The following is a 20,210-nucleotide window of genomic DNA, read 5'->3' as shown; positions in this document are numbered from 1 at the left end:
TGAACAAATAGGGCATACATTTGCTTAACGCCTGTTTTATTCCGACATTTACATGCTCAATAAACGAATTATGATCAAACAACTTCTTTGGGTAGGCTTGGGCGGAGGAATCGGAAGCATCTTCCGCTACCTGACATCCGTATGGATACTGAAGCGCTATGCCGCTGATTTTCCGCTGGCTACTTTTGTGGTGAATATGGCAGGCTGTTTATTGATCGGCCTGATTGTCGGGCTTTCTTTTCGTGCCCAATGGATCGATCAACACATGAAACTATTCCTCGTTACCGGATTTTGTGGCGGGTATACCACTTTCTCTACCTTCTCTTTAGAAAACTGGGGCTTATTGGAAGCCGGTAATTATACCTCTTTGTTATTGAATATCGCAGGCAGCGTCCTGTTGGGCATCCTGGCGGTATGGATCGGCTTATGGCTGGCAAAATTATAGGCGTTCCACTATTTTATGTTCTTCTTTAAAGAATTGTATCCTTTCTTTTATCCCGACCTCTGAGATCAACGTCGATAGTTTGCGCAAACAATTGAACCGGTTTTTTGCCTGTAGGCAGCTTTGTCGGTCGAACAAGGTGATCGGTTGCAGCATATAGCTCATCAGAATGTTCATATAAGAGCTGTCTGAACAGAGATACGAATGGGTAAACCCGATATGAATACCGGCTATATACAGGTCAAACCGTTTCCCCGACGGAAATTGCCCTTCCGAAGCATCTCTCTCCAGGTCTTCCAGAAAGCTGAACAGGTCCTTTTTCAGACAGGTCGCCTCCTGGGGCTGGATGAGGTTCATATCCATAAAATAATGGATGTTATCCACCGTATGGCTGACAATAGAGGGATCCCAAATATAGGACGTTGCCCCTATCTGGCGCAGATAATACTCTAAGCGATACAGTTCTTCCTGGATTTTGGGCGATACGGTATAACTCTCGAACGATTGCAACATCGCATTATCCCCAAAAAGATGCAGAAACCGGAAGATGATGAATTTAAGCAGATGAGGATAGGATACCGCCAACTCCACGGGAAAGAAATTGAATACATGCCCATGCTCTGAGGCAGGACAGGTACTGATCTCCCCGATCTTATTGGCATAATTCCGCAATACGATAAGATTAGCCTCCTCTCTCGAGATATTCAGTTTAGAGGGCTTTTCTGTATACGGGTTAAATTGGGGAGGGGAAAAGTAGTCGATCAATTGATCCAGGCTAATCCCGGCTTCCTTCGCGATGACGGCCGCCTCCTGCAAGGTGAAAGGAACATCTCCTCTGACACGACGGTAGATAGATCCTTTCTCCATCCGGAGCAGATCTGCAAGAAACGCGACACATTCTTTCTTCTGAGGGATCTGTGTCCTCAAAAGATACAGTAACTTCTCGTTAAGGTTGACTTCTTTCATAGTATGGCAGTTTTGGTTGAAAACTGCAATATACGAAAAAAAACGATTCCTTCTTGCTGTTTGCTTCAGAAAGAGTCGCTAAGAGGCTCACAAACTGTCTGGTACGCTGTTTTCTCCTAAGATGTAAATTTTACGTGTTTTCCCACCGGTCTGCAGAATGAAACCCTCTTCAACAAACTCCATCAGGTCTTTTCTGGCCTGGTAAATGGTCAGATCCAATAAACCGGCATATTCTCTCTGGTTGATGTATTTCTTCTTTTCCAGGTAGCTGGCCAGTCTCTTTTTCCGTTTGGCCAAAGGCAAAATCGCTTTGTCGGATGGTTTTTCAACAATCAGTTCCGCCTGATTCACCATGGTTTGTAATTTTTTGCTGCATTTGAAGTTGACACCGGCGGGTTGGATCGTTACGCTTTTATCACCTGTTTCCTCTTCCTCCTGTAGGGTTTTTACCGACATGGAAAAAGTGCCTATTCCTTCTACCTCGATGTGGTACCCATCGCGTAGAGATTCGCCGATATACCGGGCTAACCCATCTAATATACCTTTGATCTGGGCGGAATTCAATCCTAATTCATACAACCGTTCACAAATCTCGTCTATTCGCCGGGTTCCTTTGGAGGATACACGGGCATGAAGAAGCTGTTCGCTCTCCCGTCCTTTGGGTTGCGGGGTTTGGTAAATGCCTACTTTTACTTTCATAATTTTCCTATGGTTTTATTTCGTTTGACAATTGTCGATCAATTGGTTGATAATTATCGTTCAATTAGTTGACAGTTGTCAATTAATTGATTGACAATTGTCAAACAATTTTTATCTCAGGGACAAATGTAGTAAATGTTCTGAATAAAACGCGAAAGGGATCAACTATTATTTACGAAATACGGCAATAAATTATCCAACCGGAACGGGCTACTAATATGATCAACCGTTCCGGTTGATCGATTGGGGGTAATGAGGTGTTTCCTCCCGAAGGAGTGTGTGCAGACTATCAACCGGAGCGGTTGATAGTCTGTGGGGAAAACGATCATTCGGACTATTATAAACTATAGCTAATCATCAGCCAGGCAACTCGTGCGTCGCGGTTTCTGACCTGTTTCATCTGCAGGGCGGAGGTATTGATCGTTGTTACCTCTTCCAGGCTGTCGAAGAGGTTGTTCAAGCTTAGGTTCAGGCGCAAACGCCGTTGCATTAGGTATTGTGAGACGCCGGCATTGACGGTGTAACGGCTTTCGATCTCTCCCTGGGCAGTAAGTTGGTCGGAGATATAGAAACCGTCGATCTGTAATTCGGTGGTTGGGGTGATGTGCAGGTTGATGGTCGCTTTCGTATCCCAGCATGTCATCGACTTTCGCGTATCGTACCCCAAGGTGCGGCCATCGATCTCATCGCGGAAGATATTTCCGGCCAAGCCTACCGACAATAATCGGGAGGGACTCCAGGACGCTGTTAATTCGGCACCGAAGATGCGGCTGTCTCCCATATTTTCTTTTCGCCAGATGTCTTGTGATTCGTTTGTCTGCATTACCTCCATGATGCGGTCTGTCTTATAACGGAAATAGAACGCCGGAGAGAGGCGGAAGCGAGGGCGGCTCCAGGTGTAGTTCACCTCGGCTACGTGAACCAGCTCGTCTTTCAGGTCGGGGTTTCCCTGAATGATGTGGGTGGCGTCGCTGATATCAACAAAAGGATTCAATTCTTTGCCCAGTGGGCGGTTGATGCGCTGCAGATAACTAAACGACAGGGCGTCGGTATCGGATGTCCTATAAGACAAACGCAGGCGCGGAAAGAGGCGGAAACGGTCGGGGCTATGATCGGCTGCCTTTCGTGTCGCATATTCCATTTGCAGACCGACCTCTCCTTCTATTTGTTGCCATGTCTTCGCGATGGAGGCATAGGCGGTGTGTATATTCCGCTGGAAAGAAAAGTCGTTGTTCTTTTGCCGGTTTTCTGCCCAGCCGGCGTCCGTCATGATATTGGCTTTTGTGTCATAATCCTCCCGCGTGAAGCGTCCGATGTATCCGGCTTTCAGCAACAGATGGCCGGCAAGCTGTTTCCGGTAGTTCGCTGCTGCATAGTAATTCTTTTTTTCCTGGCGGATAAAGAGGTTGTCCTGCGCAACGGTCGTGTTGGTTGCCGGATTTTCATTTTTGAAGTAGTTGTATTCATCGTAAACGAAATTATTGTAATTGAACACCACTTCCAACCGGTCGTTGGGGTTGGTAAAGCGATGCAGCCAGCGTGCTTCTGCGGCATAGGCATCCTGGAGTTGGGTGTTGTAGCGATGGCGAAGCATCTTGTTGAGAACCTCACCTGCCGGATTGGTGCGGGTATTGTTGATCGCCCCGTAGCGGCTGTAATCCATCCGGTGATATAGTCCGTAGATGGAGATGCGGTCCTGCTCTGTGGGGTTATAAGTGGCTTCCAGATCGGCAATATGCACCTCCGGACGAGCCGAAGCGTTGTTGTTCATTGCCGTGGTGCCGGTTTTATTTGTCGTCGTCTTTTGGAAGGATCGCTCGCGAAACTCCTGGCGGTAGTTATACCGGCCGGTGAAATGGAATTTGTTCTTTTGCAGATGAACCGCGGCTCCTGCGTTATAGCGCTCATGCCAACCGGCACCCAGGTGTACCTGAACGGGTGGCATGTCCGAAGGGTCGGAAACGGAAAAATCGATCATCCCGGCATCGCCATCGGCCATCCGTTCGATCAGAGGATAGGCCGTGGCTTCGATCTGATTGAAGAAAAAGGCAGGCAACTGAATCAACAAATCTCCGCTCTGCTCTTCCAATAGACCGTAGGGCACCCCGCGCAATAAGGTTTTTGCCTGGGTGGAACCACGGAAAGTGATACCTCCTTCTATATCGGTCGTTAAGGAGGGAATATGCCGCATGGCCTCCGCTGCACTTACAGGCATGGAGGATATGTTGTTTTCGACTTGCAAGCGTTTCACTTCCCCGCTACTGATGCCGCCGAACCGTATTCCTTGTACCTCAATGTTTTGGAGTGTGACGGTCGTATCGACCGGAGCCTGTGATAAAAGAGCTGATGAAGGTATCATCAGCAATAGTAAGGTGATTAATTTTTTCATTTGTGTTTTGCGTTTATTGTTCAGTGCAAAATTAGAGAAAAAAAGTGGGAATCTGCTTGCCATTTGATAATTGGATCTGAAGTTTCTTTTTTCTTTTAAATTTTGCGATTATCTTCAAGCCGTCGGGTAGGGGAGAGCTATTGATATTCTCGGAAAGAGGTTGCCCAAAGGGTATGTAATGTCTGTTGCTCGGATCTATGCAGAGGTGTTGAGAATGAAAAAAAATCACATAAAGAGGACGACATGATTGTCCGAAACGGAGTGATTACAAAGAAGTAAAAACTACAAAACAACTAATATGAATCGGAAATTATTGATTATCGGAATTATTGTATTTGTTATGAGTGGCCTGATCGGTTGCACGGGCTCTTCCGTACATATACACTTCGACAGCAACTCCCGGCAACAGCAATATGCGGCCACGATGCTCCAAAAAACATTTAATATCAACCCTGCCGGAAGAGCATCCTATGAGGTTGCTTTTGCGATCGATACGGCTTTGGGGGAGGAGGCATTCAGCCTATCCAATGAAAGCCGGATGATCTGTATCACGGGAGGCGACGAACGGGGACTTATCTATGGCGCTCATTCCCTGGCGGAAGATATTCGCAACGGCATTCCGCTGGAGAAGGTTCAATCCAAAAACGAAAAACCCCGTATGGCTCTTCGCGCGGTGAAGTACGACCTTCCCTGGGATACCTACCGTCATAGCGAGGCCTTGTCGTTGCATAGCGAGACCTGTAAAGACACGACCTACTGGGAAGCCTTCCTCGATATGATGGCGGAGAACCGCTTGAACAGTCTGTCGTTATGGAACCTGCATCCTTATCCCTTTCTGATAAAAGCAAAGAACTTCCCGGAAGCCAGCCCTTTCACCGACGAAGAGTTGACGGAGTGGCAGGCATTGTTCCGTGCTATCTTCCGCATGGCCAAAGACCGGGCGATCGATACCTATATTATTCCTTTTAATATATTTACGACCCGTGAATTCTCCCTCGCTCATCAGGTGGGATTGCATAACCTGGATCACCACCACTATGTGGCCGGCGATACATCGGAGGTGACCAAACGCTACATCCGCGAAAGCGTCACGCAGATGCTCGATGAATACCCCGATCTTACAGGTATGGGCTTGACCCTGGGTGAAGGCATGGGCGGCATGACGCCTCACCAGCGTGAGCAATGGATGCGCGAAACGATTATCGAAGGTATGCGGTTGGCCAACCGGAAATCCAAACTGGTACACCGGATCCCCTTCTCGAGCACGACCGAATCATTGGGCAAGACCACTGTGGAAATGGAGCAGTTGACACGACAAGCCATCGAAGCCGAGGCCGACCTGGGCTTTGTGGAAGGACCTATATGGGCGGATCTTAAATACAACTGGTCGCACGCCCACTCGACGCCCACCCTGATCAAAGTGCATGGAGGTGAACTGTTCGATACCTATTACAGTCCGGTTCCGGAAAAATATAAAGTAACCTGGACGGCTCGCAACGAGGATTTTTTCTGCCTTCGTTGGGGTGTGCCGGCATTCGTGCGCGCTCATGTCAAGGAAAACCTGAAACCCTATATCGGTGGTTACTTCATCGGATCGGAGACCTATATTCCCGCCAAGGATTATTTTACGAAAGATATGACAGGCGTCGACTGGAAGTATGCTTTTGAGCGTCAGTGGCTGTTCTACAAACTATGGGGACGCCTGCTCTATGATCCGGACACAAATGATGAGGTTTTTCATGCCGAGTTCGTGCGCCGTTACGGTAAGGAGGGTGAACGGTTGCTCGAAGCATCCTCTCTGGCGGGACAAACACCGCTATTGTTGGCTTCGACGTTCGATTGTGGTTGGGACTTTACGCTCTACAGCGAAGGCTTTCTTGCCCTGAATCCGCGAAATCGCGTAACGAATCCCACCGGTCCGAAGGTGGAGTATATCTCTGCCGACCGATTGATCAACCAGATGCCGTTGGATTCGGTTCATATCCTTTCCGTTCGTCAATATGTAGATGCCCTTCTTGCCGATAGGCTTTCGTTGGTGACGAAAACGACGCCTGTCCAGGTAGCCGATCAGTTGGAGGAGAGTTGCTTGCAAGCGCTGGAGCTTGTGCGGGATATACCGGTCAAAGGCAATACGTCACTCCGTTACGAGGTGGCAGATATACAAATATGGTCCTACCTGGGTTTGCATTATGCCGAAAAGATCCGTGGCGCGATCGCGCTCCATCTCTACCGGACTGCCGGAGGAGAGAACCACAAGCAAACGGCCGTTGCCTATATGGAGCAATCGCTTGCTTATTGGGATAAAGCCGTAGCGATAAGCCGCCCGCTTTATAACGATATGCCATTGACCCATTTGAGCGAGCAAAACGGTAAACCCTGGCAGGAGAACGATCACCTGCGTTTCCATTGGGAGATTGTCCGCTCGGATGTTGCCCGTGATGTGGAGATAGCCCGGTCGGCCACCTTTTCGAAGTAATTGCTCCTTTTAACTTCTTAACTTCTCTGACTTCTTTAACTTCTATTTTTTTGTATTTTTACGCATTCTAAAAACAATGTGTATGAGAAGTTTCGCAAGTGACAATAATTCAGGTGTGCATCCGCGGGTTATGGAGGCGGTTTTGGAAGCAAACAAAGACCATGCGGTCGGCTATGGTGACGATCCCTGGACGATAGAGGCCACGATAAAAATTAAAGAGTTGTTTGGCGCCGCCGCTGAGCCTTATTTTGTGTTCAACGGAACAGGTGCCAATTCGGTCGCTTTGCAGACGGCTACCCGGCCATTCCATAGTATTCTCTGTGCAGAAACAGCCCATATATTCGTCGATGAATGTGGTGCGCCGGCCAAGATGTCGGGCTGTGCCGTGGTAGCTATTCCCACGCCTGATGGCAAGCTCACGCCGGAACTGGTAAAACCTCGCCTGCATAATTTCGGTGTTTGTCATCATTCGCAACCCAAGGTGGTTTATATCTCTCAGGTATCAGAACTGGGCACGGTGTATACAATCGACGAAGTGCGTGCGTTGGCCGACCTGCTTCATGCCCATGATATGTATCTTCACATGGACGGCGCCCGCCTGGCCAATGCCTGCGCTTCGCTGAATTGCACCATGAAGCAGTTGACGGTAGATGCCGGAGTCGATATTCTGAGCTTTGGAGGGACGAAAAACGGTATGATGATGGGCGAAGCGGTGATTGCCTTCCGCCCCGAATTGGCAGAGAACCTGCAATATTACCGGAAACAATCGGCTCAGTTGGCTTCCAAGATGCGTTATCTCTCGGCACAGTTTGTTCCCTATCTGAGCGATAACCTCTGGCTGGAAAATGCCATGAAGGCCAATATCAGCGCCAGGAAGTTGGAGGAGTCCCTGCGTGCCTGGCCGCAGATCCGCTTCACGCAGAAGGTGGAATCTAACCAACTCTTTTTCACCCTGCCGACCGAAGTCCTGACGCGTTTGCAGGAGGAGTATTTCTTTTATATGTGGAACGAAGAGATCAATGAAGCCCGTCTGGTGACCTCCTGGGACACTTCGGGAGAGGATATCGCCCGTTTCGAACAGTCGTTGAAAGAGATATTCGAACAGGTTGGTATAGAATGAATAATATAAGTTTTCATATTACTGATATCACCGCCAATTCCATCCGCGCGGGGGCTACGTGGATCGATTTGAGACTGGTTGAGAAGCCGGGGGATCGAATCGTTATTGTTGCTGACAACGGCTGCGGTATGGATGCCGAAACCCTGCATCAGGTGACCAATCCCTTTTATACCACCCGCACCACCCGCAAGGTGGGCTTGGGACTTCCTTTCCTGAAACAGAATGTGGAGCAAACGGGTGGTAACTTTCAGATTCAGTCAAAGCCGGGAGAAGGCACCCGCATCACCGCCGTTTTCAGATCCGATCATATCGATTGCCCTCCCTGGGGTGACCTGGCCGGTACGATAGCTCTCCTAATCACCGGCAATCCGGATGTCGATATCCGTTTTCGTTATGTAGCCGACACCCATGAATTTGCCATCTCTTCCCAAGAAATCATGGAGGCGTTAGACGGAATCCCCCTAAGTCACCCGCAAGTCTCGGCATGGCTTACCGAATTGATCCGGGAGAATGTGTCCGTAGGTTAATTTGCCTCCGCGTGAGAAAAAAAACTGTTGAAAATTGGGGGGAATTATTTAATGGTTATCTTTGTTCTTGTATAAACCCATAAAAGAACATATTATGAACGAAAAAGACGAATTCCTTTACGATGAAGATGATTCCGTACGTTTTATTCAGAATTATCTTCCACAGGAGATGAAAGGTAAGTTCAGTGACGACGATATCAATTATATCGTGGATCTGGTTTATGACTTTTATGATTCAAAAGGTTTCCTTGATGATGATGAAAGTGAAACGGAAGAAGACATCGAGATTGATGAAGAGGAGCTGATACAATATGTAATAAAGAACGCAAAGAAAGACGGGGTGGGTAAGTTCGGCACCGAAGAGATAACCTTTGTTGTTCAGGGCGAGCTGGCCTACTGCGATTCGATCAATATGTTTGAATAACTTAAGATACCGGGGGGTAAACAAGTTGAAGCGTTTTTCTGTTATAGAATTAAACGAGTAATTTAAATTGTGTAAAAAATGAAAAGCGTAAAATTATTATCAGTCGTGCTGTTGAGTACAGCCTTAGTTTTGACAAGTTGTGGAACATGGAGTAACACCGCCAAAGGCACCGCTATTGGTGTTGGTGGAGGAGCTGCCGTGGGAGCAGGTGTAGGTGCCATAGCCGGTAATACGGCGTTGGGTAGCATTATCGGTGCTGCTGTTGGCGGAACAGCCGGTGCTCTGATCGGTAAAAACATGGATAAGCAAAAGAAACAGATCGAAGAGTCCGTTCCGGATGCAACGGTAGAAAAGGTAAATGATGGCGAAGCCCTGAAGGTGACCTTTGATTCCGGTATCCTGTTCGCAACGAATTCAAGTACATTAAGCGATGCTTCTCGTGATGCATTGGCTAATTTCGGTACCACATTGAAAAATAATCCGGACACCTATATTCGCATCATAGGGCATACCGATAATACCGGACAAGTGGATTATAACCAGACTTTGTCGGAAAAACGGGCAAAGAGTGTAGATGATTACCTGAAGCTTCAGGGAGTGGCTCCCAGCCGTATGACTTACGAAGGCAAAGGAATTCATGAACCGATAGCAACTAATGCAACGGCAGAAGGCCGTTCGTTGAACCGCCGGGTGGAAATCCTGATCGTAGCTAACGAGAAAATGATCGAAGCGGCACAAGCAGGTACGTTGAACTAAACGAATCGTTACATAAAAAGAAAGACAGACCCCGAAAAGGTCTGTCTTTTTTTATGTCATTACGAAGGCTTGTGGCGATCGAAAGATTAGTTTTTCTTCATGGTGTAATCGGTGATACCCAGTGATTCGTAGGATTGCAGCAGCGCCTCGTCGTTGTCGGATATCATCAGTAGTTTGTCTTTCTCCTGCAACTCGGTGTTTCCTTTCGGGATAAAGTAGTTGTTGCCCCGCTTCACCATAACGGCCAATGTATGATCGGGCAGCGTCAGTTCCATCAGTTTGTTACCATGACATAATACTTCCGGTGTGATCTCTATCTCGCTCATGGCGCTTTTGATCTCATCGGGCAGATCGATTCCGAAATCATCTTTGCGTGGAGGAGCATCGACCACACCCAGCCATTCGGCCGCTTTGGTGACGGTGGTGCCCTGGATCAATAGGGAGAGGATGGTGATAAAGAACACCACGTTGAAGATCATCCCGGCATGTTCGACCCCGGCTATCAGGGGATAGGTAGCGAAAATGATCGGTACGGCGCCACGTAGTCCCACCCAGGAAATATAGAGTTTACCTTTGATAGTAAAATTCTTAAATGGCAACAGGCTGAGAAAAACCGAAATAGGACGTGCGAATAGGATCATAAAAATACCAATTCCTAAGCCTACCGGAGCAATTGGAAGCAGTTCGCGTGGGTTGACCAGCAATCCCAACGTAAGGAACATCACGATCTGCCACAACCAGGTGAACCCGTCGAAGAAGGTTCGGATACTCTTCTTATGTACAATCTTGGCATTCCCGATGATCAGACCGGCGATATAGACGGCCAGATAACCGTTCCCCTTACATAAGGTGGTGGCGGCAAAGGTGAAGAAGGCAACCGCCAGTAGCAAAATAGGATACAAGGATTCATTGTCGATATCAATCTTATTGATGATATAGACTGCCAATTTGCCTAACAAATAGCCTGCCGCGGCTCCGATTCCCAACTGAACCAATAGCGAAACAGCCGCCGCCCCCAAGCTCATATCTCCCGACTGGATATAAGATATCAGGATGATGGTGAGCATATAGGCCATCGGGTCATTACTACCACTCTCCAACTCCAGCGTAGGACGTAGTTTCTGTTTCAGGTAAACCCCTTTGCTTCGCAGGATAGAGAAGACGGAAGCCGAATCGGTCGACGACATAACAGCCGCCAGAAGCAGCGACTCCGGGAAGGTAAAATTGACAAACTTATTCTCGAACAGGTTCGACATAAAATAGATAAACCCGCCGGTAATGAAGGTGGTCAATAACACTCCGAAAGTGGCAAGGATTACCCCCTGCGTGACAATCGGTTTAATATCGTTGTATTTCGTGTCCATCCCCCCGGAAAACAGGATGATGCTCAGCGCCAACATACCGATAAATTGCGCAATACTCGGATCATTAAATTTGATGCCAAAGCCATCGCTCCCAAACAACATCCCTATTCCAAGGAAGAGAAGCAGCGAGGGCAGTCCGAAACGATAACCAGCCTTACCGGCGAAAATACTCAGGAAAAGAATCACAGATGCGATCAACAACACGTATTCGGCATGAAGAAACATAGGCGTAATGGATTTTTGAGTTATTACTGAGGCACATAAAACAGTAAAAAGTCTTAGCAAAAATAATAAAAATAATGGAATAGGAGGAAATGATTTCTATCTTTGTTCGAACTAAATCTATATCAGCTTATGAACAAGAAAACAATTCTTTCTATCATGATTTGCTTCACGGTGGCTGTCTTTGGCATGAAAGCGGCGGATGAAGCGCGATTATTACGGTTTCCCGCCACCAACGGGACGGAAATCGTATTCAGTTATGCCGGTGACTTATATAAAGTATCTGTCAACGGTGGGGAGGCGCAACGGCTTACTTCGCACGTAGGGTATGAAATGTTTCCGCGTTTCTCGCCCGATGGAAAAACCATCGCTTTCACCGGACAATACGACGGTAATACGGAGGTGTATACCATACCTGTGGCAGGGGGGGAACCGCTTCGCCTGACCTATACAGCCACCAACCAACGCGATGACCTGGGCGACCGCATGGGACCCAATAACATCGTGATGACCTGGCATCCCAATGGCGAACAGATTGTCTATCGCAATCGCATCAGCAGCAGCTTCGACGGCAAATTGCTGCTGGCACACAAAGAGGGGGGACTCTCTGAAACCATTCCGCTGCCCGAAGGGGGCTTCTGTAGCTATTCGCCCGACGGGAAGCAGTTGGCCTACAACCGGGTGATGCGTGAGTTCCGTACCTGGAAGTATTACGAAGGCGGGATGGCCGACGATATCTGGATCTATAATCCGGGTGCTCAGCAGGTAGAAAACATTACCAATAACAAGGCACAGGATATTATCCCGATGTGGATCGGTGATAACATCTTCTATATCTCAGATCGCGACCGCACAATGAATATTTTCGTTTACAACACTAAGAGCAAGCAGACCGACAAGGTGACCAACTTCACGGAGTTTGATGTGAAATTCCCTTCGGCGCATGGCAATACGATCGTGTTTGAGAACGGCGGTTATATCTATAAGATGGATGCAACCAGTCGTCAGCCGCAAAAGGTGAACATCGTTCTGAATTCCGATAATATCTATGCGCGCAGCGAAATCAAGGCGGGCGCCGGATATATCACGGCGGCAAGCCTGTCGCCCGATGGGGAGCGATTGGTAGTTACGGCTCGTGGAGAGGTGTTCGATGTGCCGGCTCAGAAAGGGGTTACCCGCAATATCAGCCGCACACCCGGTGCGCATGAGCGAGCTGCGCAATGGTCGCCCGACGGGAAATATATGGCCTATATATCCGATGAGACCGGCGAAACCGAGCTTTACCTGCAACCGGCCGGTGGCGGCAGTGGAAAAGAACAACTGACCAAAGGCAACGATACCTATATCCGCACCTTCAAATGGAGTCCCGACGCGAAGAAGATCATTTACAGCGACCGCAAGAACCAACTGAACCTGTTGGATGTAGCTACGAAGAAGGTGACGCTTCTTTTCCGGAATCCAATGTCGGAGATCAACGATTATAACTTCTCTCCCGACAACCAGTGGATCACCTATTCGCGCCCGGCAGAGAATCAGATGTCGATTGTGTATGTGTATAACCTGGCTGAGAAGAAAGAATATCCGGTTACCGATCGCTGGTATGATTCTTATTCGCCTGTGTTCAGCACCGATGGCAAATACTTAGTGTTTACGTCGGCGCGCGATTTCAACCCGACCTACGGATCGACGGAGTGGAACCATACCTACAACAATATGAATGGCGTCTACCTGGCTCTGTTGGCCAAAGACACTCCCTCGCCGTTTATGCAGACCGATCCCGAGGTAAACGCTTCGAAACCGGAAGCTCCCAAGAAGGAGGATGCCAAAGCGGATACGGGTGTGAAGGTGGTGTTCGACGCGGAAGGAATCGGTGAGCGCATCCTGAAGCTGCCGTTGCCCGGCGGACGCTACAGCGGTTTCTATTCGGACGGAAAGAAAGTCTATTACAGCTCGCGTGGGGGCACCAAGGCGTTCGACCTGAAAAAGCAGAAGGAAGACGACGTGGCCGACGGGTATATGTCGGTAGCGCCGGGCAATAAGAAGGCGTTATTCTCACGGGGTGGACAGTATTATGTGATGGATATCCCAGCTGGAAAAGCCGATCTGAAAGAATCGGTTGACCTTTCCAACATGAAGATTCCCGTGGATTACCCACAGGAATGGGCACAACTGTTCGATGAAGCCTGGCGTGCTTTCCGCGATGGTTTCTATGTGGAGAATATGCATGGCGTCGATTGGAAAGCGATGAAAACGAAATATGCGGTACTTCTCCCATACGTGAAGACACGCTTAGACCTGAATTATGTGATTGGCGAACTGATTGGCGAGCTCAATGTGGGACATAGCTATGTGAATCCGGGTGAGACCGAACGTGCTAAACGCATACCGACCGGACTGCTCGGCGCGGAGATATCGAGAGATAAGAGCGGTTTCTTCCGTTTAGAAAAGATCCTTCCGGGGGCATCTTGGAGCAAAGACCTGCGTTCGCCTCTGACAGAGCCGGGTATCGACGCGAAAAAGGGCGAATTCATCATCTCTATCGATGGCGTGGCGACCAATACGGTGAAAGATATGTACTCTCTGTTGGTAGGAAAAGCCAACGTGCCGACCGAGCTAATGCTCAACAGCCAGCCGCAACTGGCAGGCGCCCGCAAAGTGGTGATTAGTCCGTTGGAAGAAGAATACTCCTTGTATCACTACAACTGGATCCAGGAAAATATCCGTAAGGTAGACGAAGCGACCAACGGCAAGGTAGGTTATGTCTATATTCCCGACATGGGTGTGGAAGGATTGAATGAGTTCTCCCGCTATTTCTATCCGCAATTAGATAAGGAGGGCTTGATTATCGACGACCGTGCCAACGGAGGAGGTAATGTGTCTCCAATGATTCTGGAGCGCTTGGCTCGCGAACCCTATCGCCTGACGATGCGTCGCGGATCATCCTTTATCGGAACCGTGCCCGATGCGGTGCAGGTAGGACCGAAAGTATGTCTGGTGAATAAGTATTCCGCTTCGGATGGTGACCTTTTCCCGTGGGGCTTCCGTGCCCTTGGTTTGGGTAAGCTGATCGGTACCCGTACGTGGGGAGGCATTGTAGGCATCAGCGGCTCACTGCCCTATATGGATGGAACAGATATCCGCGTGCCGTTCTTCACCAGCTACGACCCGAAAACAGGGGAGTGGATTATCGAGAACTACGGAGTGAATCCGGATATCATCGTCGATAACGACCCGATCAAAGAATGGAATGGCGAAGACCAGCAGCTCGATCGCGCCATCGAAGAGGTGATGAAAGAGCTGAAAAACCGCCAACCCCTGCCCGGAGCACCGGCACCCAGGGTTTGGAATAAATAAGATAGCTCTCTTCTAACTTCTCACTCCCTCACTCTGGGGAGTGAGGAGAAAATAGATATAATGGGGAGTTCGCAGAGGAGAAAGCGCATATAGCGCTCCTCTGCGAACTCTTTTTTTTGATAAACTGCTCTCGCAACAATGTGAATAAATGTCAAAATGCCCGTTTTCGACGAAACCCCGAATTTACGATTTGTAATTTCGGCGGGAGTTTGCGCGCAAAAAAGCGGGAGTTTAGAGACAAACTCCCGGGAGAAACACTTTTTAACGTATGGAATTGTAAGCAAAACGTCCATTTTGCTTACAATCGATATTTTAACATTTGGGAATTGATATTTGTCGGGTTTGTTGTAAGTGATGGATTGTTTATTATGTTTTTTTTGAAAACCGGAGAGCTTGATGCGACCTGTTGAAAACTTTTTGGCTACTTTTTCTTTTTATTGTTTGGAAGTTATAGAAAGATTATTGTAACTTTACGATGTAAATGATAACCCATCTGCTTTTTAGGTGATTAGGTGGGTTTAGTTTAAGGAATAGTTTAATGTAATTGTCTCCAAAAAGTGGCTGAAGTTTGTTATCATACTCCCGTTTTATTAAAAGAAAGCCTGGATGGGTTGGCTGTGAAGCCTGCCGGCGTGTATGTGGATGTTACTTTCGGAGGCGGCGGGCATTCCCGCGAAATATTGAAACAGCTCAGTGTTGATGGGCGTTTGTATGGTTTCGACCAGGATGCCGACGCCGAGCAGAACATTCCCGAAGATCCCCGTTTTGTGTTTGTCCGGAGCAACTTCCGCTATCTCTATAATTTTATGCGCTATCATGATCAGGTAGGCTCGGTAGATGGGCTGTTGGCTGATCTGGGTGTCTCGTCTCATCATTTCGACGAAGAGGAGCGGGGCTTCTCTTTTCGTTTTGACGGGCCATTGGATATGCGGATGAACTGCCGTTCCGGGCGTACGGCTGCCGATATTGTCAATCAATATACTGAAGAGCAGTTGGCCGACCTGTTTTATTATTACGGCGAATTGAAGCAATCGCGCAAACTGGCCGCTGTTCTGGTGCGTAGCCGGCAACAGCAGCCCATACAAACCATTGCTCAGTTTATCGATCTTGTCAAGCCATTAGGCGGAAAGAATAAAGAGAAGAAGTATCTGGCACAGGCTTTTCAGGCGTTGCGCATCGAGGTGAACGACGAGATGAGCGCCCTGAAGGAGATGCTGGAGCAAACGCTTCGCGTGTTGAAACCCGGTGGGCGATTGGTGGTGATCACCTATCATTCATTGGAAGACAGGCTGGTGAAGAACTTTTTGAAGAGCGGCCGTTTTGACGGGAAGAGCGAGCAGGACTTTTACGGCAATGTGTTGACCCCGTTTCGGATCATCGATAAGCTGATTGTCGCCTCGGAGGAGGAGGTGGAGCGCAATCCGCGGTCGCGCTCGGCGAAACTGCGTGTGGCGGAATTGATAGGATAACAGAAAAGAAAAAGAGATATAACCCATGGCACAACCGAACAGGAAAAAGAAAAAAGAAAAACGCTTCTCACTACTCTATATTCTGGGTGGCGGGGTGTTGAAGGAAGATTTCATCGTGAAGCATACCAAGATGATCGTCCTGATCGTTCTTCTTATCTTCTTTTTTATCGGCAACCGTTATACCTGTATGCAGAAACTGAAAGAGATCGACCTTTTGCAGCAACAGTTGCAGGATGTGCGTTTTGAAGCCTTGTCGATCTCCTCCACCCTGACGGGCCATAGCCGTCAGTCACAAATCGAATCGTTGGTAGAAGAGCAGGGGTTAGAGTTGGAAAGCGCCAAGACTCCTGCTTATGAATTGCATAAATAGCTATGTCGGAAGAGAAAGAGTTACAAGAAAAAGCAGGTAAGGATAATCGGATTTTTGTCTATTATATCCTTGTAACCCTGTTGCTATTGCTGGTAGCAGGGGGTATAGTTTTTCGTGCTTTCAATACGGCATTTGTGGAAAAAGAAAAATGGATCGCCGTGGGCGAAAGCCAGAAACGCCCCGATCGCTTAGTGTTGCCCGGACGGGGCAATATCTATTCGGCGGAGGGCAAATTGATGGCTACCAGCGTGCCGCGTTATAATCTCTATATCGACTTCCGGGCGGATGGTTTCAAACAAGATGCCTTTGAAGAATCGCTCGATTCGTTAGCTATTTGTCTTTCCCGTACGCTGAAAGACAAAACGGCTGCCGGCTATAAGACTCATTTGTTGAACGGACTGAAAAGCAAAAGCCGCCAGTTTTCGATTTGTCGTCAACGGGTCTCTTATGCCGACCTGAAAGATATCAAAACATTTCCTTTCCTTCGATTGAGCCGTTTTCGTAGCGGATTCTACACCAAAGAGATGGTGCAACGCGAGAAACCGTTCGGCACACTGGCTTCGCGCACCATAGGCGATATCTATGGGGAGTTGGAGGCCTCCGGTGTTTCGAAAGGGAAAAACGGGCTGGAACTGCGGTATGATTCGCTGTTGCGCGGGGAAGCGGGTCTGAGTTCGGTACGAAGAGTAGGAGGGGCCTGGACCAATGTGACGGAGATCGAGCCGGTTGACGGAATGGATGTATGGACCACCATCGATATAAACATTCAGGACTTTACGGAAAAGGCGCTGGTCGATAAACTGAAAGAGATCGATGCCGAATCGGGTACGGCTGTGGTGATGGAAGTAGCCACGGGCGAGATCAAAGCCATTACCAATATGGGACGTATTCGCGAGGGCATTTATGGAGAAACGAAAAACCATGCCGTGGCCGACGAAACAGAGCCCGGATCGACCTTTAAGGTGGCCTCCATTATGGTGGCGCTGGAAGATGGTGTATGCCAGCCGGGTGATTCGGTCGATACGGGTGATGGGCTCTATATGATAGCCGGCCAACGCATGACCGACCACAATATCAATAAAGGAGGATATCAAACGATCACTGTGGAGAAGGCTATTTGGGTATCCTCTAATATCGGGGTTTCAAAAACAATTCTGGATGGATACGCTGATAAACCGGAAAAATTTGTGGAGGGGCTTTATCGTATCGGCATGAATGCCGACCTGAACTTGGAGATTCCCGGCTCGGGACATTCTAAGATCCGTATGCCGAAAGCTGACGGAAGCAATTGGTCGAAGACAGCGCTGCCTTGGATGTCGATAGGCTATGAAACACAAATTTTGCCAATACAAACACTGACGTTCTATAATGCCATTGCCAACGGCGGCAAGATGATGCGTCCCTACTTCACCCGGGAGATTACGAACCAGGGGAAGGTGGTGCAAAAGTTATCGCCGGAGGTGTTGATCCCTTCTATTTGTTCCAAGCGAACCCTGGAGATTGTGCAGGATATGTTACTCGGTGTGGTGGAGAAAGGAACGGGGACGGACGTGAAATCGAATCTGATCCGGATAGCCGGCAAGACCGGTACGGCGCAGATTGCTTCGGGCGGAGTCTATCGTACGGCGGGTCATCAGGTCTCTTTTTGTGGCTATTTCCCGGCCGACAATCCGCAGTATACCTGCATAGTGGTGATCCGTCAACCGCGTATTGGTTACCCTTCAGGCGGAGGAATGTCGGGAGTTGTGGTGAAAAATATTGCAGAAAAGATATATGCCCACCAGATGTCGTTCGATCTGCGCAAGATCGATCGTGACTCGATGGCGGTGATGACTCCTCATGTGAAGGGAGGCGACCGCAAAGCGGTGGAGCAGGTGCTTCGTAGGTTGGAGGTGAAGGCGGAGACCGATGAACCGGAAACCGGCTGGGTCGTGGCTGTTGCGGAAGGAGAAAAAGACGAGGTGGTATTGAAAGACCTTGCGATGTCGAACGGCAAAGTGCCCCGTGTGATTGGGATGGGAGCCAAAGATGCTGTTTTTCTGATGGAACAGGCAGGGCTTCAGGTGTACCTCACGGGCGTGGGCAAGGTGATTGGTCAGAGTATTTCGCCGGGGCAACAGGCCGTGAGAGGTCAAACGGTAACATTACAATTGAGATAACAGGATATGAAACTAAAAGATTTAATAAAGGCATTAGATAAGCCGGATACGCAAGGAGCATTAGATATCGACGTTCTTCGCATAGAGTCCGACTCGCGGAAGGTGGAGGCGGGTACGCTGTTTGTGGCGGTGAAAGGCGTTTCTGTCGACGGCCATGACTATATAAAGAACGCTATCGAAAAAGGAGCCGTCGCTATTGTCTGCGAAAAGATACCGGAGGAGCTGCCCGCTATTGCCGCAACCTATATTTGTGTAGGCGATTCGGCGGAGGCTTTAGGCGTGTTGCTTTCGGCCTGGTATGGCCATCCGTCGGCTAAACTCACGCTGGTGGGCGTAACCGGAACAAACGGAAAGACGACCATTGCGACACTTCTTTACGAGATGTTTCGTATGATGGGATATAAAGTGGGGCTGATATCGACCGTTTGTAATTACATAGACGATGAGGTTGTGCCGGCTACGCATACAACGCCTGACGCGCCTACATTGCAGGCTTTATTTGACCGTATGGTAAAAGCCGGATGTACCTATGCGTTTATGGAGGTGAGTTCGCATGCGGTCGATCAGCGACGGATCAGTGGATTGACCTTTAAAGGAGGTATCTTCACCAATCTCTCGCGCGATCACATGGATTATCACCTGACGGTGGATAATTACCTGCATGCCAAGAAGCGGTTTTTCGATGAGTTGCCGAAAGAGGCTTTTGCCCTGACCAACGCGGATGATAAGGCCGGGCCGGTCATGCTTCAAAATACAAAGGCGCAGAAGCTCTCCTATTCTCTGCGTACGCTGGCTGATTTCAAAGCCAAAATACTGGAATCGCACTTTGAAGGAACGGCTTTGCAGATCAATGGACAAGAGGTGATGGTGCATTTTGTGGGGCGTTTCAATGCCTATAACCTATTGGCAGTCTACGGTGCCGCAGTGGCCTTGGGGCGCAAGCCGGAGGAGGTTCTCTTAGTGCTCAGTGCCTTATTGCCTGTCTCCGGTCGGTTTGAAACGGTTCTCTCACCGCTGGGCTATACGGCGATTGTCGATTACGCGCATACGCCGGATGCGTTGACCAATGTGTTGAACGCCATCGGTGAGGTATTGGATGGCCGTGGCCGGGTGATCACCGTGGTGGGCGCCGGCGGAAACCGTGATAAGGGCAAACGTCCGCTGATGGCCAAAGAGGCGATCAAATACAGTGATCAGGTGATTCTCACATCCGATAACCCCCGTTTTGAGGAGCCGGATGCGATTATCCAGGATATGGTGGCGGGACTGAATGCCGACGAAATGACCCGTACGCTTTGTATTACCGATCGTACCCAGGCTATTCGCACGGCAACGATGCTGGCAAAAAAAGGCGATGTCATTCTGGTGGCCGGCAAAGGGCATGAGGATTATCAGGAGATAAAAGGCGTAAAACACCATTTTGACGACCGGGAAAAACTAAGAGACATATTTGCGCAACAACAATCAAAATAA

15 protein-coding genes are annotated in these 20,210 nt (G+C 48.8%); 11 read left to right on the top strand and 4 right to left on the bottom strand.

All coding sequences use genetic code 11. The features are described from left to right. The first annotated feature begins 70 nt into the window (after positions 1 to 70). The gene (gene crcB / locus M2137_RS08140; RefSeq protein ID WP_280765951.1) at positions 71 to 445 is read left to right on the top strand and encodes a fluoride efflux transporter CrcB; all 375 of its coding nucleotides are present in this window, start codon (positions 71 to 73) and stop codon (positions 443 to 445) included. Here crcB and M2137_RS08135 read toward each other — a convergent pair. The 3 genes from M2137_RS08135 to M2137_RS08125 form a co-directional block, all read right to left on the bottom strand. Continuing rightward, entirely contained in the window at positions 440 to 1,408 is a 969-nt protein-coding gene (locus M2137_RS08135; protein WP_280765950.1) for a helix-turn-helix domain-containing protein, read from the bottom strand. The genes crcB and M2137_RS08135 overlap by 6 nt on opposite strands. Positions 1,409 to 1,495: 87 nt before the next feature. Next, positions 1,496 to 2,107, bottom strand: a complete 612-nt coding sequence (locus M2137_RS08130; RefSeq protein WP_280765949.1) for an HU family DNA-binding protein — start codon at positions 2,105 to 2,107, stop codon at positions 1,496 to 1,498. Positions 2,108 to 2,444: 337 nt separating this feature from the next. Then, positions 2,445 to 4,496 (bottom strand): outer membrane beta-barrel family protein, encoded by a 2,052-nt coding sequence (locus M2137_RS08125; protein WP_280765948.1) that lies wholly within the window; start codon positions 4,494 to 4,496, stop codon positions 2,445 to 2,447. 298 nt (positions 4,497 to 4,794) lie between these two features. On the opposite strand from M2137_RS08125, the gene M2137_RS08120 reads away from it, so the two are divergent. From M2137_RS08120 to M2137_RS08100, 5 genes are all read left to right on the top strand, one after another. After that, positions 4,795 to 6,972, top strand: a complete 2,178-nt coding sequence (locus tag M2137_RS08120) for a hypothetical protein (protein WP_280765947.1) — start codon at positions 4,795 to 4,797, stop codon at positions 6,970 to 6,972. An 82-nt stretch (positions 6,973 to 7,054) separates the two neighbouring features. Next, complete coding sequence (locus M2137_RS08115) at positions 7,055 to 8,092, top strand: low specificity L-threonine aldolase (RefSeq protein ID WP_280765946.1); 1,038 nt, start codon at positions 7,055 to 7,057, stop codon at positions 8,090 to 8,092. Beyond that, complete coding sequence (locus M2137_RS08110; RefSeq protein WP_280765945.1) at positions 8,089 to 8,619, top strand: sensor histidine kinase; 531 nt, start codon at positions 8,089 to 8,091, stop codon at positions 8,617 to 8,619. The genes M2137_RS08115 and M2137_RS08110 overlap by 4 nt, the downstream gene beginning before the upstream one ends. A 94-nt stretch (positions 8,620 to 8,713) precedes the next feature. Beyond that, on the top strand, positions 8,714 to 9,043 hold the full coding sequence (locus tag M2137_RS08105) for a hypothetical protein (RefSeq protein ID WP_280765944.1): 330 nt from the start codon (positions 8,714 to 8,716) through the stop codon (positions 9,041 to 9,043). A gap of 78 nt (positions 9,044 to 9,121) precedes the next feature. After that, positions 9,122 to 9,799, top strand: a complete 678-nt coding sequence (locus tag M2137_RS08100) for an OmpA family protein (protein ID WP_280765943.1) — start codon at positions 9,122 to 9,124, stop codon at positions 9,797 to 9,799. Between the two features lie 86 nt (positions 9,800 to 9,885). On the opposite strand, the gene M2137_RS08095 is transcribed toward M2137_RS08100, so the two are convergent. Next, positions 9,886 to 11,388 (bottom strand): potassium/proton antiporter, encoded by a 1,503-nt coding sequence (locus M2137_RS08095; protein ID WP_280765942.1) that lies wholly within the window; start codon positions 11,386 to 11,388, stop codon positions 9,886 to 9,888. 129 nt (positions 11,389 to 11,517) lie between these two features. Here M2137_RS08095 and M2137_RS08090 point away from each other — a divergent pair, with 129 nt between their 5' ends. The 5 genes from M2137_RS08090 to M2137_RS08070 all read left to right on the top strand — a co-directional run bounded on the left by M2137_RS08090 (position 11,518) and on the right by M2137_RS08070 (position 20,210). Further along, positions 11,518 to 14,739 carry a S41 family peptidase gene (locus M2137_RS08090; protein WP_280765941.1) on the top strand — a complete coding sequence of 1,074 codons (3,222 nt, stop codon included), beginning with the start codon at positions 11,518 to 11,520 and terminating at the stop codon, positions 14,737 to 14,739. 557 nt (positions 14,740 to 15,296) lie between these two features. After that, the gene (gene rsmH / locus M2137_RS08085; protein WP_280765940.1) at positions 15,297 to 16,208 is read left to right on the top strand and encodes a 16S rRNA (cytosine(1402)-N(4))-methyltransferase RsmH; all 912 of its coding nucleotides are present in this window, start codon (positions 15,297 to 15,299) and stop codon (positions 16,206 to 16,208) included. Between the two features lie 25 nt (positions 16,209 to 16,233). Then, positions 16,234 to 16,578, top strand: a complete 345-nt coding sequence (locus M2137_RS08080; protein WP_280765939.1) for an FtsL-like putative cell division protein — start codon at positions 16,234 to 16,236, stop codon at positions 16,576 to 16,578. A gap of 2 nt (positions 16,579 to 16,580) precedes the next feature. Next, entirely contained in the window at positions 16,581 to 18,737 is a 2,157-nt protein-coding gene (locus M2137_RS08075) for a penicillin-binding protein (RefSeq protein ID WP_280765938.1), read from the top strand. A gap of 6 nt (positions 18,738 to 18,743) precedes the next feature. After that, on the top strand, positions 18,744 to 20,210 hold the full coding sequence (locus M2137_RS08070; RefSeq protein ID WP_280765937.1) for a UDP-N-acetylmuramoyl-L-alanyl-D-glutamate--2,6-diaminopimelate ligase: 1,467 nt from the start codon (positions 18,744 to 18,746) through the stop codon (positions 20,208 to 20,210).

The organism is Parabacteroides sp. PFB2-10 (assembly GCF_029893085.1).
Classification (GTDB): Bacteria; Bacteroidota; Bacteroidia; order Bacteroidales; family Tannerellaceae; genus QVMG01.
The sequence above is the reverse complement of the archived record's forward strand: the minus strand, read 5'-3'. Positions and strand labels throughout refer to the sequence as shown.

Bases quoted from the DNA above. Each gene is read 5' to 3' on its own strand.
- M2137_RS08135 (WP_280765950.1), bottom strand. From the start codon at position 1,408: ATGAAAGAAGTCAACCTTAACGAGAAGTTACTGTATCTTTTGAGGACA.
- M2137_RS08090 (WP_280765941.1), top strand. From the start codon at position 11,518: ATGAACAAGAAAACAATTCTTTCTATCATGATTTGCTTCACGGTGGCT.
- M2137_RS08075 (WP_280765938.1), top strand. From the start codon at position 16,581: ATGTCGGAAGAGAAAGAGTTACAAGAAAAAGCAGGTAAGGATAATCGG.
- M2137_RS08120 (WP_280765947.1), top strand. From the start codon at position 4,795: ATGAATCGGAAATTATTGATTATCGGAATTATTGTATTTGTTATGAGT.
- M2137_RS08130 (WP_280765949.1), bottom strand. From the start codon at position 2,107: ATGAAAGTAAAAGTAGGCATTTACCAAACCCCGCAACCCAAAGGACGG.
- M2137_RS08125 (WP_280765948.1), bottom strand. From the start codon at position 4,496: ATGAAAAAATTAATCACCTTACTATTGCTGATGATACCTTCATCAGCT.
- M2137_RS08105 (WP_280765944.1), top strand. From the start codon at position 8,714: ATGAACGAAAAAGACGAATTCCTTTACGATGAAGATGATTCCGTACGT.
- M2137_RS08070 (WP_280765937.1), top strand. From the start codon at position 18,744: ATGAAACTAAAAGATTTAATAAAGGCATTAGATAAGCCGGATACGCAA.
- M2137_RS08115 (WP_280765946.1), top strand. From the start codon at position 7,055: ATGAGAAGTTTCGCAAGTGACAATAATTCAGGTGTGCATCCGCGGGTT.
- M2137_RS08110 (WP_280765945.1), top strand. From the start codon at position 8,089: ATGAATAATATAAGTTTTCATATTACTGATATCACCGCCAATTCCATC.
- crcB (WP_280765951.1), top strand. From the start codon at position 71: ATGATCAAACAACTTCTTTGGGTAGGCTTGGGCGGAGGAATCGGAAGC.
- M2137_RS08100 (WP_280765943.1), top strand. From the start codon at position 9,122: ATGAAAAGCGTAAAATTATTATCAGTCGTGCTGTTGAGTACAGCCTTA.
- M2137_RS08095 (WP_280765942.1), bottom strand. From the start codon at position 11,388: ATGTTTCTTCATGCCGAATACGTGTTGTTGATCGCATCTGTGATTCTT.
- M2137_RS08080 (WP_280765939.1), top strand. From the start codon at position 16,234: ATGGCACAACCGAACAGGAAAAAGAAAAAAGAAAAACGCTTCTCACTA.